This is a genomic window from Curvivirga sp. (assembly GCF_965219885.1).
Taxonomy (GTDB): Bacteria; Pseudomonadota; Alphaproteobacteria; order UBA8366; family Aestuariispiraceae; genus Curvivirga.
In genome coordinates this window covers 212089-228563 of record NZ_CBDCOT010000007.1, presented here as the reverse complement: position 1 = coordinate 228563, position 16475 = coordinate 212089, and the positions used below count along the sequence as shown (strand labels likewise).

At 41.7% G+C, this 16475-nt stretch carries 14 protein-coding genes; 9 read left to right on the top strand and 5 right to left on the bottom strand.

Annotated elements, in window-relative coordinates; all coding sequences use genetic code 11:
* The first annotated feature begins 60 nt into the window (after window positions 1-60).
* Genes ACOQOA_RS01155 through ACOQOA_RS01145 form a run of 3 tightly spaced genes read left to right on the top strand, consistent with a single transcriptional unit; the run spans window position 61 to window position 3234 of the window.
* Window positions 61-1644, top strand: coding sequence for a hypothetical protein (locus tag ACOQOA_RS01155; protein WP_420546837.1), 1584 nt, complete (start codon window positions 61-63; stop codon window positions 1642-1644).
* A complete protein-coding gene (locus ACOQOA_RS01150) occupies window positions 1637-2362 on the top strand; it encodes an OmpA family protein (protein ID WP_420546836.1) in 726 nt (241 codons plus the stop codon). Before ACOQOA_RS01155 ends, ACOQOA_RS01150 begins: the two co-directional genes overlap by 8 nt.
* Entirely contained in the window at window positions 2362-3234 is an 873-nt protein-coding gene (locus tag ACOQOA_RS01145; protein ID WP_420546835.1) for an HNH endonuclease, read from the top strand. Before ACOQOA_RS01150 ends, ACOQOA_RS01145 begins: the two co-directional genes overlap by 1 nt.
* Window positions 3235-3397: 163 nt before the next feature.
* On the opposite strand, the gene ACOQOA_RS01140 is transcribed toward ACOQOA_RS01145, so the two are convergent.
* From ACOQOA_RS01140 to ACOQOA_RS01120, 5 genes are all read right to left on the bottom strand, one after another.
* On the bottom strand, window positions 3398-4351 hold the full coding sequence (locus tag ACOQOA_RS01140) for an MrcB family domain-containing protein (protein ID WP_420546834.1): 954 nt from the start codon (window positions 4349-4351) through the stop codon (window positions 3398-3400).
* 629 nt (window positions 4352-4980) lie between these two features.
* On the bottom strand, window positions 4981-5244 hold the full coding sequence (locus ACOQOA_RS01135) for a HigA family addiction module antitoxin (protein WP_420546825.1): 264 nt from the start codon (window positions 5242-5244) through the stop codon (window positions 4981-4983).
* Window positions 5245-5601: 357 nt separating this feature from the next.
* Window positions 5602-6114 carry a hypothetical protein gene (locus ACOQOA_RS01130; protein ID WP_420546833.1) on the bottom strand — a complete coding sequence of 171 codons (513 nt, stop codon included), beginning with the start codon at window positions 6112-6114 and terminating at the stop codon, window positions 5602-5604.
* Window positions 6115-6223: 109 nt separating this feature from the next.
* Window positions 6224-7435, bottom strand: coding sequence for a hypothetical protein (locus ACOQOA_RS01125; protein WP_420546832.1), 1212 nt, complete (start codon window positions 7433-7435; stop codon window positions 6224-6226).
* Between the two features lie 116 nt (window positions 7436-7551).
* Window positions 7552-8019, bottom strand: coding sequence for an RNase H family protein (locus ACOQOA_RS01120; protein ID WP_420546831.1), 468 nt, complete (start codon window positions 8017-8019; stop codon window positions 7552-7554).
* Window positions 8020-8386: 367 nt separating this feature from the next.
* Between ACOQOA_RS01120 and ACOQOA_RS01115 the strand changes: the two genes are divergently transcribed.
* The 6 genes from ACOQOA_RS01115 to ACOQOA_RS01090 all read left to right on the top strand — a co-directional run bounded on the left by ACOQOA_RS01115 (window position 8387) and on the right by ACOQOA_RS01090 (window position 16219).
* Window positions 8387-9310: a restriction endonuclease gene (locus tag ACOQOA_RS01115; protein WP_420546830.1), complete on the top strand. Its 924-nt coding sequence runs from the start codon at window positions 8387-8389 to the stop codon at window positions 9308-9310.
* Window positions 9311-9412: 102 nt separating this feature from the next.
* Window positions 9413-10963: a site-specific DNA-methyltransferase gene (locus ACOQOA_RS01110; protein WP_420546829.1), complete on the top strand. Its 1551-nt coding sequence runs from the start codon at window positions 9413-9415 to the stop codon at window positions 10961-10963.
* A 9-nt stretch (window positions 10964-10972) separates the two neighbouring features.
* A complete protein-coding gene (locus tag ACOQOA_RS01105) occupies window positions 10973-13603 on the top strand; it encodes a DEAD/DEAH box helicase (protein ID WP_420546828.1) in 2631 nt (876 codons plus the stop codon).
* Window positions 13604-13670: 67 nt separating this feature from the next.
* Window positions 13671-14501 carry a DUF6615 family protein gene (locus ACOQOA_RS01100; protein ID WP_420546827.1) on the top strand — a complete coding sequence of 277 codons (831 nt, stop codon included), beginning with the start codon at window positions 13671-13673 and terminating at the stop codon, window positions 14499-14501.
* A gap of 288 nt (window positions 14502-14789) precedes the next feature.
* Entirely contained in the window at window positions 14790-15344 is a 555-nt protein-coding gene (locus ACOQOA_RS01095; protein WP_420546826.1) for a hypothetical protein, read from the top strand.
* A 611-nt stretch (window positions 15345-15955) separates the two neighbouring features.
* A complete protein-coding gene (locus tag ACOQOA_RS01090; RefSeq protein ID WP_420546825.1) occupies window positions 15956-16219 on the top strand; it encodes a HigA family addiction module antitoxin in 264 nt (87 codons plus the stop codon).
* Window positions 16220-16475: the final 256 nt, after the last annotated feature.

The following is a 16475-nucleotide window of genomic DNA, read 5'->3' as shown; positions in this document are numbered from 1 at the left end:
AGTAAGCCAATAATGGTGATTGTATTCAATAACTATTAGCTACTTAAAGGATTGGGGACAATGATAGATTCTCTCTTGAGGATGGGTATCGCTCTATTTGAAAACGAGATTAGCTCTACATTCACTATCATTATTGGCATTTACTTCTTGTATGGCTTAATTTGGTTCAACGCGAAGAATGAGAAAGCAAGGTTTATTGCGAGACACGCAGCATCTGCAATGACTTCTTTAGGTATCTTAGGTACATTTTTAGGGATATTCATCGGTCTATTAGATTTTGATATCAGAACGATCAATAGGTCTGTTCCAACTTTACTAGAGGGGCTAAAGGTAGCCTTTGGAACTTCTATATTAGGTCTCGCAGGAGCAGTCGCCTTCAAAGTCATAGGACCCATCATTCAATCGAAAGAAATTTCCGATGATGACGAAGCAACAGCGGAAGACCTATTACAACAACTCAAAGAAATCAACAAAGGCATCACTGAAAATAACACAAAACAACGGGAGCAGATGATTGATCTGAAGAACGCACTTGTAGGTTCCGAAGAAAGCAGTGTTGTAGGTCAGATCAAAATGCTTCGGACGGACACCTCAGATCTGAGTAAAGCCGTCAGCAAAGGCTTTAAAGAGCAAGTTGCTGAATTCAAAGAGTTCTCTGAAAAAATGTCTGAAGCGTTCTCAAAAGCTATCATAGACGAATTGAAGTCAGTTATCCGCGAATTCAACGAGAAAATTTCCGAGCAATTCGGTGAGAACTTCAAACAGCTCAATGAAGCCGTTGGGAAGCTCGTACAATGGCAAGAGAATTATAAAGAGCAAATGGTACAACTAGAAACCACACTAAGCACAACCATTGACTCAATAAAGACTACCGAAACGTCAATCTCTAGTATTGCAGTATCTTCCAAGCAAATACCCGAGCAAGTTGAAAAAATGGCCATAGCCAATGATCACGTTAACGAACAGCTTGAACGCTTGACAAGCGCCCTTGGAGGCTTTGCGGAGATGCGTAACAAAGCATTAGATGCCTTCCCAGTCATTGAACGAAATATCTCAAACCTGACTGAAAATTTAAATGATGCCGCTGAAAAACAGAAACAGTCTGTATCTAACATTAGTGAAACCTGGGAAGATATAATGCATTCTCAAAAAGAAACCGCCCAATTTCTTGAGGAGAGTTTTACACACTTACGTAATACAAGCGAAGAGACCTCGAACATCCTAAGAGAAGGAATAGAGAAATCATCTGAGCAACTCGTGGAGAACCTGAAGACCTCTAGCGAGATGGTAACAGATAGTATTGAAGCAATCCATAAACAGATGCTCAATGCTGTTGAAACCAGCACAAAAGAAATTAATGGCTCCCTAAATGAAACCATGTCTCACATGCAAACTTCTCAGCGTGAGATGTTAGATGGATTACGAAATGAGTTTAATGAGACCCTCTCTGAAACTACTTCACGCCTGAATGAAGCCTTCACGCAACTTGATGATGCCATGCAATCCGAAATCGAAAGCGTTGTAAGTACTATGGCTGAAAATTTATCTGGGTTGGCTGAGAAGTTTGTTGCGGACTATACACCGCTTTTAGAGAACAGTCGTAAAATAGTTGAATTAAGTGAGAAGGCAGCAAACAATGGCTAATCTCTTCCAAACCAACAAACAGGGGAGTGAAGAAAACTGGATATCAGTATCTGATTTGATGGCAGGATTAATGATGGTCTTTCTGTTCATAGCTGTGATCTACGCAAAGGACGCCAACCATCGTGCTCAGAACGTGACAGAGATCGTCACGGAATGGCAGGATACAGAGCTCGAGATATATTCAGCATTAAACAATGAGTTTGAAGAAGACCTCAAAAATTGGAATGCCGAGATCGATAAGGAAACATTAACAATACGTTTCGTAGCCCCAGAAGTTCTTTTCAAGTCTGGAAGTGCAGAGTTAGAAGAACAGTTTAAGACTATCTTGGATGACTTCATGCCTCGCTATATAAGCCTTTTAGGAGAACATTTTCTTCCACAAATCAGTGAAATCAGAATCGAGGGGCACACATCCTCCGAATGGAATAGTAGCGCAGATCTAACTGAGGCCTTCGTCCATAACATGGAGCTATCACAAGAACGTACGAGAGCTGTGCTAAGCTATTCCCTCGGAATCCACAGCCTAGAAAGCTATCGTCCGTGGATGAGGAATACAGTCAGTGCTAATGGATTGTCTTCTGCACGTACCATCCTAGTAAATGGAGCAGAAGATAAACAAAAGTCTCGCAGAGTGGAATTTACAATTCGAACCAAAACCAAAGAAGCACTGTTTAGAATTCTTGAACGTGTTGCTCCGGCCATCGAACGGAGACTCTAGTGAAACTAAAAGTGGACTTCAGCAGACTCATCCAAGCAAGAGAATCGATTGGCGCGAAGGCTGCACCTTTTATAAAAACAACCTCTCGACGTCTTCCTCAAAAGAGTGCATTTGAACTTGAATTAATCGAGACAGGAAACGTAATCTTGTTGGGTGAAGACTTAGAGAGATTACTAGAGTTCCCTGCTGGCCTAGCTACGATTGGTAACACACAAGCAACACTGCATATATACCAACCCTTCACAGACCTTGAGACACTACAAAGTGAACCATCTCCAGCACCTAAATATCATGTAATGGATTGCGATATTCTCCGAAAGATGAAACAAAAAGGCCGGTTTGACCGCTACGTGCTTACACGTGATCCGGAGGGTTTGTTTAGAGTAGAACCTTGGGATCGAGAACGTAATAAACGCCTAGAAGAGATCAACGCTCAGTTAATGCCATGCAAAGTCTGCCTAAAAGAACTGAACTACGATGGCTTCGCTGAGAAAGAGAAATCTCAAACAGACGAAATAGTAAAAAACTTTGATATTGGAAAATTCTTCGAGAACTACGAGCATATTTTCAGAAGTCTACCGCTCTACTCACCTGAGACCTTCCCAGAAGGGAATTATACGTCTGATTGGGCAAAAATATCTGAGAATGTACGCAGAGCTGCTCAATGGAAATGTGACAAATGTGGCGTTGAACTAAGCAAACATCGAAGCTTGCTTCACGTTCATCACAAAGATGGCAATCGTGGGAACAATAATAAATTCAACCTTCAGCCTCTATGCTGCATATGCCACAAAGATCAAGCTTTTCACGAGAATATGTACATTAAACCTGATCACATTCAGACCATTAAGAAACTTCGAGAGACGAGCTAACTGCTTGGCAAAGAATTGAGTTAAGCTTACTTAGTGCTTGCTATTCTGTAATCGCCTCTATGAACCCTTATGGATTCTATAATTTGGTCAACAAATTCCCTTATCACAACGACATTGACCTTTGTAATAACAACCCAACCGAGCTGCACTTACCCGCACAATATTACCTTGCATTTATTAAATCAATTAGCGCCTGCACATCAGATGGATCATCCATTTTATGAATCATCTTATGACAATTAGAACATAGCATTACAAAGTCATTCAATAAGTCATATTCCATAACCTCACCTTCTTTTAGATCAGACAGCGGGATCTTATGATGCGCTTCAATAACCCCCTCACCTAACGTGCCATAAGTATTTTTAAAGTCAAAACCACATGCAGCACATACGCATTTATGCACCTTCTTGGCTTGCCTGCTTGCCGCTGAGTTTCTATCTATCCTTCTATGAAAGCTATACCGCCTGCGCTCCGTCATAGTTTGCTTTAATAATACTGCACTTCGCTCATCACTATCGAGTATTTCTGTTTCGTTTCCACCTCTGAACTCCAGTACACTATATATCTTCAGCATTTTTTCTAAATCAAGCAACAACTGTTTTTCGTTCGGCAATGAATCCACATAATACTTAATACCAGCGACATGTCCGGCAACATACCCCTTTGGCAACCTGAGCTTACTAAAAAATTCAACCTCATAATCGTTTAAAGCTAAGACATATTCCGAAACTTTCTCTCGCATCATGCTTGCCCTGCTTTTAAGAACGATACGCCCCCGAGCCTCTCCAAACTCCTTGTATATGGAAGTAGCACCTTGATTCAATGATAAGTATATCGTCTTACCATCATCTGATATCAAATAAACAATGTAATAACCTCTGAGAGCTGAAGTTGTAATTGTTGGATCAAGCACGGCTAACCATGGGATCGTTGCCCATGAAGAGTTCCCAGCCCCAGATGCAACTTTGTACGCAGGTGAGTTACCTAAAGCTTCCTGTAAGGCATATCTTAAATCATGCCTCACAAAATTTGCTAAATCATGACCTGTAAAAACTTCTTTAATTGCATTCTGATAGTTTTCAGTTACGTGTTTGAGCGACGCTCTCAAAGACATCTGGTCTACCCCTCATGCAGCAATGAATAACTACACTGAGATATCAATAGGTTGAGGCATGTATTGAGGGAGAAACTGGCGCACCCAAGAAGCAAGAATTGCAGTGTTTGGGTGGTTCTATTCCCACTTGATGCACCATTAACCCAATGATTATCAGTGTTTCTGGTACTTTAAGGGATTCATGTTGGCCGTCAACAGGCACATTTTGGTCTACCGTTTGGTCTACCATCTCATGAAGCAATACACGCCGCGACCAAACTTACCAATCCATGCAGCATTAAATACTACAACAAATGCCAATCACACATGATGGCACCACATGCACAACGCATGCGGTAATCGATGATCATCCATGATGATAGGAAGAATGATGGCATTGCCTGTTTGGTGATTTAGTAGGCATAAATGACCATCAACGCATGGTGCATAGAGGGTGCAATACAAGCCCTTACAACGCCCTAAAGATTGGTTGTATGATTTGTTGTACGCAGATTCACAGGTGTCTGTACACACCTTAAAACAGCGCATAAAGGCATTCTATGAGGGGTATGCGAGGGCCATGGGGGATACCCATATATTATATATACAATGCCTGCAACACACGGGGATTTAATATCTATAGAGGCATATCAGCTTTCATAGTTTGCAGCATTTTGTTGCCACAAATCATAATCTGCCTGAAGTTTCATCCAGCCATCAGCAGATAAACCAAAAGCTTTCTCAAATGCCATTGCTAGCTCATGAGTGACCTTGTGCTTCTTCTGCATGAATTGTGAGATTACTTCGGGTGCAACCCCTGTTACGTTTACAAGGTTCTCTTGCTTCCATTTATCTCCCGGTAGATATGCATCTTCAATCACTTCCACCGGATGCGGAGGGTTGTGTATCATCATAATAAGTCTCCCAAATTGTTGGTAAATACATGCGTATTATGTAATATATTTACTTGTCAAAGGCATGAAGGGATTACGTGTATACTAAGGTATTAAACCTGAGCAAAACATGCATATCTCTTCAAATGAATTACATCACGCACCTCACAAACCATACTACACCTAATGCCCCACCACACGCAGCAACAAATGACCATGCTAGGTGTAAGTATTGATCAGTGTTGCATGCCCTATATACCGTTAGCTAAGAAAAATACCTAGGTTTTATGCGCCTTGCAGCCGATTCCTAATGGGTAACGGTGATATATATTGGATGTGGTGTAGGCATTATATGTAGGGGGGTGCGTATGTAGGTTATTAGAATAAGTTCAGTTGCTGGGGCGTGTTGTCGTTCGCAACTTTCTCCATGAACTCTTCAATAGATTTATTGCCCTTCATTTTGTTAACTTTATTAGTCGTCAAATGCACGTTACCTTTAGTATAGCCATACCTTGAATCTTTCCTATCAATACTAACACCATTATCTGCATAAGGAATTCCATCAAAAAGCATGGGTTCTCCTGAAAGTGCACATATACTATCTTGCTCATTCCACATTTGTTTAACATCATAATAGGTGATGCTGTGCTCAAGTCCTTTATGTTTTGCACGCTTAGCCGAATTATATACTGCTCGCTTTATCTTACCATCAAGTGTTTGGTTACGAGCTTTCTGTTGTGCTTTCCGACACATTTTACAAGAAGAATCATACCCATCACGCTTACTTCTGTAAAACTCGGTGATAGGTTTATTGCTGCTGCATTTAGAACAACAACGGCTTGCTGCGTAGTTATCATTTACCGCATGCAGCTTATTTAAAGTTGTTATCAAGAATTAACTCCTATCATTAACAACATATTTATATTTACTTCATTTATTGAAGCACTAATTTGCCATAAGATTGGCACGGTTTTTTCCATGATCAATTTCTTTGTTTTTATCATGAATTAGCCAATTCAATCTTTGGGACGTGACAGCTTTTTGTAAACGCCTGATAGGCTGTGCCCATTACATCCCTAAGTTCATCCGCATGTTTGTAATTTACCACGAATGAATCATGGATGCAGACGATTGGGATAGATCGCTTCACAAAATGCTTAATAACACGTTCAGCAATCAATGAATCCTGATATTGAAGGTATATCCCTTTATCAGAACATAAATATGGTATCAGCATTGGATGGGCGTTCTTGAAGGCAGTGTAAATTTGACCAAACTCATGAACCGTTAAGAGTAGTTTTTCTTTTTTCTCACGCTCTTTACAATGTGCATAATATGCCTTCATAAAATTGCTAGCGTTAAAAGCAATCAACATAACGGATTTCACCATATCACGATTAAATCCATCAATGGTGTATGGGTCCTTGCCAATGTATGGGGCGCCTGCTTCTGCATATAGCAGATATGGATGCAAGGCACAGTAATCTAACTCGATGCAAGGCATACCATTCATCAACAAGTGCTTTCGATAATCCTTGTTCACGCCTTGGATACAATGTCCATAAAATCGACCGCCACATCTTATGCGACCTCTGTTATGCACGCTGTAGGTATCTGTGCGGAAGAAATCCACATCATTGCTTGGCTCCTTGCCTGCTACAAATGAGATATCCGTTTCTTTCATCAACAAATTGTATTTTTTTAGAAAGGATCTTCGCTGTATTACAAATTGCGTGTCGGGCACATCAATGTATCTCTTGTTGCAATCCTTAAGGAAAACTACCTCAGATGCAGGATGCCTATAGTAGCGGATCTGATAAGTCGTGAATAAAGGGAATATATACTCTGATAAAAGCTTTGTTGGACGGATGCGTGTCACAAACCCACGCACCTGTCCTTCGAACCCTTTATGCCAATCTAGATAACCACGATCTATCATAAACTTGATGATTTCCAAGCATCGGGTGGATCGTCTTGCTGGATTACTATATCTACAGTTTGCCCATTGATTGTAATCAGCAGGGATAGCCAGATAGCATTTGTCATCCTTGTTATGAACATAGAACAGTTCCTGCAGAACAAATGTCAGGCATTGCCTGATCAATGATAGATGCCCCGTTATACTAAGATCATCGATGAGATATTCTACCGCAGAAGAGTAAATCTGATGATCACTTTCACGTCGGAAATCAATGAATGAACTATTGTTCAAATTCTCGAGAGGAGCCTCCCATACGTCATTAGCAACGATAAAATCGCTAAAATGACTAAACTCACCTGCATCATAGCAGGTGGTAAACTTATTTATAATTATATATGTCCTTATTGTTAAGCAGTATCATTGGCTGCTTGAAAGGTTAAACTTAGTTCTTCCTTCAATACCGGAAGTATTTTATCGATGGCTTTATGATGAACCCAGACAGTTTTTATGCGCAGTCGTTTATGTTCACATGCAAGCTTTCGCCACAGGTCGACATTCGCCACTTCATTGTTCCGGCTGGTAATCCATCCGTTTTTGGACCATGTATGCATATGTTTATTCAGCCCCTTCACAATATGATCAGAGCTTGAATGATAGGTAATACATGTTCCATTGGGATAGGTCTTCAATGTGGATACAAGACCTTCTAATTCGGACCTGATATTTGTTGAATGATCAATCCATCCGGAAGTGATCTTCTCGGCTTTGTCATTGCATCCATAACAGGTCCATGCACTGACACCGGGGTTCTGTCGACTACTTGATCGAGAGAATAATTGCACGCGGCAATTGTCGTTAGCCGCTTGCTTTGTCATCTTATCTCTACGCAGATATGCGCGGATGACATCATTTGTGTGCTTGATTAGCACCTCCGCAATTTGTTATTAAGATTAATAATATAAAGCTCATATCTTAACGACACCCCTACATACTGATTTAGGTACAAAAAAGCCCTGCACATCTTCTAAACGCGCAAGTTGAACTTTTATTATTTTTGAATAATAGCACACTAATAGTGAACATGTCAAGAACAAAATGAGGGTGAATGTATTTTTGTACAGTTATAAATATGTTAATCGAATTAAGTGTGAGTTATTGCACCAATTTGATGCAAATAAAATCTATTTACACGTATAGCGAATTACATTTCTATGGAGACATATTAGGGGGATAAGCAATTACATGATACCAGATTACCAAACATTGATGTTGCCTGTTTTAAAGGCATGTAAAAACCGGGAAGTATCAACAAAGGATACGATCTGCTTGTTGGCCGAAGAATTCTCTTTAACCGAAGAAGAAAAGCTTGAGATGTTGCCCAGTGGTAAGCAAACTCGTTTTTCTAATCGAGTTCATTGGGCGAAAAACTATCTTAAGCAAGCAGGCCTTGTTCGCTTCACCACGCGTGGCATGTTTGCAATTACAGATCAGGGACAGATAGTATTATCAGAGAAGCCAAAGTACATTAATAATAAGTATCTAGAGCAATTTGATGGATATTTGGATTTTAAAAACCGAAAAAAAACATCAGTGATGGAACCACAATCAACAGTGGCGCAACGTGATGAAGAAACTGATGAAACCCCGGATGAAATGTTACGGTCAGCCCATCGTGACATCAATAATGCTCTGGGTGCGGACTTGTTAGGACGTGTACGCGAAGCATCCCCTGATTTCTTCGAACAATTGATCGTCGATCTTTTGCTCAATATGGGATATGGAGGTTCTTCGGAAGACGCAGGCCGCACTATTGGTAAAAGTGGTGATGACGGGGTTGATGGTGTTATCAATCAAGACCCATTAGGCGTTGATCAAATCTATGTACAAGCCAAGAGGTATGCTGAAGGGAACAACATAGGATCCGGAGCAATACGCGATTTCTTTGGAGCGTTGAACCTGAAAGGGGCTCAAAAGGGTATCTTCTTTACCACCTCCAAGTTTAGTTCCGCTGCAACAGATACGGCTGAGAAATTGAATATGCGCATTGTCCTGATTGACGGCGTCAGACTATCCAAGCTTATGATCCAATATAATGTCGGTTGTCGGGAAGAGGAAATCCTTACTCTCAAGAAGGTAGATGAAGACTTCTTTGATAATAATCAGTAGTGGTAGGCTGTAGAATAAATGTTCAATCGTTGTATGTGCAGTCGACTCAAGTCATAGTCGCGCGATGTTATTAGCTGTTAGTGAATGTAAGAGATTGTCTGTATGCCTATATTGAATTGGTTGACACGTGATGAGGATGTGAAAGCTGCAAGCAAGGTTCCATATCGTTTGCTGGAGGAAGTGCCGAACCTATCCTATGGTGATAAGAATAGCGGTAACATGCTGATCCAAGGAGACAATCTTGAGGCCTTGAAAGCTTTGTTGCCGTATTATGCAGGGCAAGTGAAATGCATCTTTATTGACCCTCCCTATAACACCAAATCGGCTAACTTTATTCATTATGACGACAATCTAGAGCATACTCAGTGGATAGCAATGATGTGGCCTCGATTAATACTGTTAAAAGAGTTGCTTTCAGAAACTGGATCATTGTGGGTATCTGTTGATGATAATGAAGCTCATTACCTGAAAGTACTCTTAGATGAGGTGTTTGGTAGGAAAAACTTTGTTTCTAACGCTATATGGCAGAAAAAGTATTCACCTCAAAACGATGCAAAATGGTTAAGCGATAATCACGATCACATTTTGATCTATGCAAAAGATAAAGAGAACTGGCGCCCCAATCCCCTTCCTCGTTCTGATGCGATGAATAACCGATACAAAAATCCAGATAATGATCCAAGAGGACCATGGAAAGCAGCGGATTTCTCAGTTAAGACTTATTCAGAAAAGAATGACTACCGCATTACTGTTCCCTCAGGAAGAGTTGTTAATCCTCCGGAAAGTAGATGTTGGGGGACGTCGGAAGAAAACTATAAAAATATGGTTGCAGATAACAGGATTTGGTTCGGTGCCACTGGCAACAATGTTCCGTCTGTTAAGAAGTTCCTGTCTGAAGTTAAAGACGGGGTGACGGCTTTAACCATTTGGCAATATAACGAAGTTGGGCATAACCAAGATGCGAAAAAAGAAGTAAAGTTATTCAACAACCAAGAAGTATTTGATACTCCCAAACCCGAAAAGCTACTAGAGCGTATCGTTAGAATGGCAACAAACGCTAACGATATAGTATTGGATAGCTATTTGGGTTCAGGAACTACGGCTGCAGTAGCAGCTAAACTCAATAGAAAGTTCATTGGAATTGAATTGGGTGAGCATGCAAAAACTCATTGCCTTCCAAGGCTTCAAAAGGTGGTTGACGGTGAGCAAGGCGGGATTTCAGAAGCAGTTAACTGGGAAGGTGGCGGTGGTTTTCGTTTCTATCAACTTGGAGCGAATGCCTTTGATGAAGAAGGCCGTATTTGCCCAGACATCAAGTTTGGGGTGTTAGCAGCCCATATTTGGTTCAGTGAAACGAATGGTCCTTGGGGGCGATCAGGTGGTGAAGAGGCCACCAGTCCATTTCTGGGTGTTCATGATGGGATTGCCTATGGATTGCTTTATAATGGTATCTTAGGAGACCGCCGTCCTGACGGCGGTAATGTGGTGACCAGTAAAACCTTGCGGATTGTTCAAGATGACTTGAAGGCAAGCCATCCAAATTTCGATGGCGAATTGGTTATATATGGTGAAAGTAGCCGGATTGGTGAAGAGCGTTTGAAGCGTAACAAGGTTACTTTCAAGCAAACACCATATGATGTGAAGGCGCGCTAGGGGGAAAGCATGTATCTTAAAGAATATCAAAAAGCCACCCTTACGTCTTTGCAGAAGTACCTGGAGCTATGCCGTCTATATGGGGCACAGCAGGCTTATGAAGAAGTTGTGAGCGAACCAGCGCAGAAGCTACGGTTGGGACGCTATGTATCAAAATACAAAGTTTTAAACAGTAACCCTGATACGCCGTATGTGTGCCTGCGATTGCCTACAGGTGCTGGTAAGACAATCTTGGCAACTCGTTCTATTGGTATTGCACAAGATGCTTGGTTAGAACAAGATTACCCTACGGTGCTTTGGCTTGTCCCTTCTAATCCAATACGAACGCAAACAGTGGAAGCTTTAAAGAAGCCTACACACCCTTATCGCCAGCAGTTGGATGAGTTATATTCTGGGCGAGTTCGGGTGTTTGATATTACCGATTTCAACCAAATACGCCCCCAAGATATTCGTGATAACCTGACGGTAATAGTCGGTACTATCCAGACATTGCGTGTTTCGAACACTGAAGGCCGCAAGGTATATGCTCACCACGAAGACATGGAACCACATTTCAGCTCTGTGCCCTCCACGACTGAGGGCTTGGAACGTATGGAGGAAGGTGGGGTCAAATTCTCCTTCGCCAACCTGCTTCACTTAGTGCGCCCGATTATGATTGTCGATGAAGCGCATAATGCAGTAACTGGATTGTCCCGGGAAATGCAATCGCGCGTCAACCCGTCCTGTATTATCGAGTTCACAGCCACACCACGTAATAACAGTAATATTCTTCATAGTGTGACGGCTCAGGAAGTCAAAGATGAAGAGATGATTAAATTGCCAGTGGTGCTGACGGCACACCAGAATTGGCAGGCGGCTGTCGATGGGGCAGTTCAAAGGCGAAGTGAACTTGAAGCCGTAGCGTCCAAGGACAAGAGTTACATAAGGCCTATTGTTTTACTGCAAGCACAAAAGAAAAATGAAGAAGTCAATGTTGATGTCTTGAAGCAGTATCTGGTTGAAGACAGTGGTATTGCTGAAGAAAAGATTGCAATTGCAACCGGGGATCAGCGGGAGCTAGATGGGATTAACTTGTTTGATCCTAAATGCCCCATTGAATATGTCATTACCGTTGAGGCTCTCAAGGAAGGCTGGGATTGCTCCTTTGCATATGTCTTCTGTTCAGTTGCCAACATACGAAGTGCGGGGGCTGTGGAGCAGCTTCTGGGGCGCGTTATGCGTATGCCCTATGCTGCAAAACGCAAGTCAATCGAGTTGAATAAAGCTTATGCTCACCTATCCAGTGATGACTTCTTGAAAACTGCTCACGATCTCAAAGATAAGCTTGTTGAAATGGGCTTTGATGAACAAGAAGCCAATGCAAGTATAGAAATTGAGCGCAGGGATGAAGGTCAGCTTCCCCTTGAAGAAGGACTGTTTGCGCCGAGTGTTAAGCCGAAACCTGAGATAGTTGAAACTGCATCAGAAGCGCCTGATCTTGAAGATTTGGATGAAGAGGATCGTCTTGCTATAGATGTAGAGCGGCGCGGTGACGGTGAAGTTGTTATCAAAGTAAAGGGACATGTGTCCGAGGCTGCAATTTCTAAGATCAAGAAAGCTCTGCCAACGGAAAAACAACAAGACTTTGATGACAAGTTGAAGTCACATAAAGCTGAAGTTGCTAAGTTGGCCGCAGCCTCCAGACGAGTACCTTTCAGAGTACCGAAGCTCTTGGTTCATATTCAAGATGAGTTAGAGTTAGCTGATCCTGAAATCTTTGATGAATACTTTGAATGGTCATTATTGGATCATTCATGTACGTTTGATGCAGGACAATTCACGGTTAAGGAAAAGGCAGAAACCTACGAAATCGATCTGGATGGTAACAAAATATCCGTTACCTACGCGGACCGTTGCGAGCAGCTTGGCCTCGATGTTGATGTTGATAACTGGACGACCACAGGATTAGTGCTTGCGATTGACAAGAAGGTTTCTGATCCGCGCTTTGGTCAAAGTGAGCGAGTGGAATGGATACGCAAGCATATTGATGATTTGCTAGATAATCAGTCTATACCACTCAATATCCTTTGGAGGGCCAAATTCGTTTTAGCAAGAGAGCTATCCGCTAAGATCAAAGCCTTGAAAGAGCAGGCAGCTACGCAATCTCATCAGAAGTTCTTGCTTGATCCTGAGGCAAAGCCTGACATTGATTTTTCTCAAGTCTTTGAGTTCAAGGACAGAATGTATGATGGTCAAGCTGCCTATAAAGGTTCTTTTAAGTTTCCTAAGCACTATCTGGACCTTGTTCCTGCATTCGATGGTAACGAGACTGGAGAAGAGTTTAGATGCGCTGCCGCAATTGAACGCCTGCCAGAGGTAAAACACTGGATCAGGAATATCCCAAACCACCAAATGTCATTTAGGCTCCCGTTAGCGCAAGGCTGGACGTACCCCGACTTTGTTGCTGAGTTAAATGACGGGCGCATCCTTGTCGTCGAATATAAGGGCGATCACTTGCTTCAAAACGATGATACCAAGCAGAAACGACTTGTTGGCGAAATCTGGGAGCGCAGTATGAAGGGCAAGGGTCTATATTTGATGGCGGTTAAAGATGACGACGGTAAAGATGTTTCTGAACAGCTTGAGCTTAAGGTTAGCTAATAAACTTAGAATAGCATTGATTTGATTGTAGGACCGACACATATAACGGTATACGAATGGAGTAATAATGATTTGGGGAAATAGCCCACCCGTCTTTAAAGCTAAAACACCGCGGGAAAAGATGTGTAAGCTGGCTCAACAACTTTCTCGTGATGTCATGCGAAATCAGACGCGAGCCAACAATTACGGCTGGTTGATGTATGAAGAAGCTATCACCCAAAGCATAATGATTGCTCTCAATGAGAAATTGCCCTCTAGTGTTCTAAACCTCAATCGGAAAGTGTTGGATACATTTACGGGAAAAAGGATGCCTGAAAGTCAATCTGGGGCAGACTGGGTCATGACGGTTAACTATGGCTCTTCAAGTTTAGACTTCTTAATTCAAGCAAAAAGAATGTCCGAGAATGGCCAGTATAGTAGCGTCGATAAAACTATTGGAAAACCCGGTCCTTATCAAGTCGATGAACTTGTCAAAACGGCAGGCAGGCTAAATGTCATCCCTGCCTATTGTTTCTTCAACTTTGACTTTCATGGCTTGCTCCAGCATGATCATGATTATGCGTTGAGGGGGTGTACGATAGCTTGGGGAAAGCAAATTCAAAAGCTTGTTGCCAAGAAGACATTCAAGTTTGCTGATTGTGACAATATCGCCTTTCCGTGGCATAGGTTATTCTGTTGTAAGTCTAGGATACTCAGCGTGGGATATCATGGTATATCTAGTACGATGAGCAATTATACCCACCGCTTAATGCGCTTAAAAGACGAAGAACAGAGCTTTCATCTTACTGATGGAATTGAAAACCTTAAACATGAGTTCTGGACTCAGATGGATCAGTTGTTTGCAAAAACTAATTTCAATGTCTCAACATACACTTATGTTGATTTGTCGAATGATTAAGCACTTTTACCCTTTCAAGAACTCTCAAATTCCATTAACGTAATCGTTGGAACTTAACGCGAGTTCTGGGGCGTCGAAAACCCCATATTACACGGTCGGTATCTACCGGAGATGATACCACTATCCTTGATCCTATGGTCGGGGAGCTTGTTGTTATACAACAGGTTCTCGGACTAAAGGCAACAAGGGCCGTTTGTAATACGGTTTTTCGAACTCCCCGATCACCAAGGTTTTAGGAACGCATGCAACAGTGGGCGCGCTGCTTGTGCATGTAAAATTGTGGATTTTATGACATTCAAAAAGATAGAAAGCCCTTTTAAGTCTAAATACAAAGACGATTCATTAATGGGAGATGCTGTTCGGCAAATATGTGATTTGAATAACTGGTATTACGAAGAGAGTTCAATCTTATACCCGCAAATACCAACAGAGTGTGATATATTTGCTCTTTACGAACATATTATGAAGATCATTACTGCACGTCATGTGCGACGAAAATTTTGGAGTGATGAATGGAAAAGCATTATTGCTATGTTGCGTGAAGGAGGGTGGATCTGTGGGCCACTTGAATATGAATTGCATAAATGTTCAGAGATATTTATTTTTTACGACAGGATCGCTCATCAACAAGGTTGGGATGAGTATAATATCTCACACGTCTATGTGTTTGAAGGTATGGAAACGTATTTACCGGAAAACAATGTGATTTATGGAGCTAATGGCTCGTTAGTTATCGCGTTGTCTCGGGACTTGGATTGGACAGAAGGAGCCTCGGAACCCAAATGTATTGGAGAAACTCTTCGGCGTAAAGTGCGACCCGAAAGCTTAGTGAAACGATGGTGATTTATAGCAAACATGACAAAAAAGGGTTGAATTGCAATTGGTCATTGTATGGGATATTTGCGGGGTGTCATTGATGTTATGTTACAATTGTGGGCCAAAAGATAGTATGCATACCTTCGACACTTGGTGTAGGGCAAACATTGCGAGTATAGATTAAGTATCTAGCAGATAATCCAAGCAAAAAAACTTCATAAACTGCCCATGTATACTGTTTGGGATTCTTTTTAATCACAAACTTTCCCTAATAGTTAAAGTCGCCTACATACGCACCCCCCTACATATAATGCCTACACCACATCCAATATATATCACCGTTACCCATTAGGAATCGGCTGCAAGGCGCATAAAACCTAGGTATTTTTCTTAGCTAACGGTATATAGGGCATGCAACACTGATCAATACTTACACCTAGCATGGTCATTTGTTGCTGCGTGTGGTGGGGCATTAGGTGTAGTATGGTTTGTGAGGTGCGTGATGTAATTCATTTGAAGAGATATGCATGTTTTGCTCAGGTTTAATACCTTAGTATACACGTAATCCCTTCATGCCTTTGACAAGTAAATATATTACATAATACGCATGTATTTACCAACAATTTGGGAGACTTATTATGATGATACACAACCCTCCGCATCCGGTGGAAGTGATTGAAGATGCATATCTACCGGGAGATAAATGGAAGCAAGAGAACCTTGTAAACGTAACAGGGGTTGCACCCGAAGTAATCTCACAATTCATGCAGAAGAAGCACAAGGTCACTCATGAGCTAGCAATGGCATTTGAGAAAGCTTTTGGTTTATCTGCTGATGGCTGGATGAAACTTCAGGCAGATTATGATTTGTGGCAACAAAATGCTGCAAACTATGAAAGCTGATATGCCTCTATAGATATTAAATCCCCGTGTGTTGCAGGCATTGTATATATAATATATGGGTATCCCCCATGGCCCTCGCATACCCCTCATAGAATGCCTTTATGCGCTGTTTTAAGGTGTGTACAGACACCTGTGAATCTGCGTACAACAAATCATACAACCAATCTTTAGGGCGTTGTAAGGGCTTGTATTGCACCCTCTATGCACCATGCGTTGATGGTCATTTATGCCTACTAAATCACCAAACAGGCAATGC

What these genes read in the sequence shown, in the direction of transcription:
- ACOQOA_RS01090 (WP_420546825.1), top strand. Translation starts at nt 15,956, where the DNA reads ATGATGATACACAACCCTCCGCATCCGGTGGAAGTGATTGAAGATGCA.
- ACOQOA_RS01110 (WP_420546829.1), top strand. Translation starts at nt 9,413, where the DNA reads ATGCCTATATTGAATTGGTTGACACGTGATGAGGATGTGAAAGCTGCA.
- ACOQOA_RS01115 (WP_420546830.1), top strand. Translation starts at nt 8,387, where the DNA reads ATGATACCAGATTACCAAACATTGATGTTGCCTGTTTTAAAGGCATGT.
- ACOQOA_RS01155 (WP_420546837.1), top strand. Translation starts at nt 61, where the DNA reads ATGATAGATTCTCTCTTGAGGATGGGTATCGCTCTATTTGAAAACGAG.
- ACOQOA_RS01095 (WP_420546826.1), top strand. Translation starts at nt 14,790, where the DNA reads ATGACATTCAAAAAGATAGAAAGCCCTTTTAAGTCTAAATACAAAGAC.
- ACOQOA_RS01140 (WP_420546834.1), bottom strand. Translation starts at nt 4,351, where the DNA reads ATGTCTTTGAGAGCGTCGCTCAAACACGTAACTGAAAACTATCAGAAT.
- ACOQOA_RS01120 (WP_420546831.1), bottom strand. Translation starts at nt 8,019, where the DNA reads ATGACAAAGCAAGCGGCTAACGACAATTGCCGCGTGCAATTATTCTCT.
- ACOQOA_RS01105 (WP_420546828.1), top strand. Translation starts at nt 10,973, where the DNA reads ATGTATCTTAAAGAATATCAAAAAGCCACCCTTACGTCTTTGCAGAAG.
- ACOQOA_RS01100 (WP_420546827.1), top strand. Translation starts at nt 13,671, where the DNA reads ATGATTTGGGGAAATAGCCCACCCGTCTTTAAAGCTAAAACACCGCGG.
- ACOQOA_RS01150 (WP_420546836.1), top strand. Translation starts at nt 1,637, where the DNA reads ATGGCTAATCTCTTCCAAACCAACAAACAGGGGAGTGAAGAAAACTGG.
- ACOQOA_RS01135 (WP_420546825.1), bottom strand. Translation starts at nt 5,244, where the DNA reads ATGATGATACACAACCCTCCGCATCCGGTGGAAGTGATTGAAGATGCA.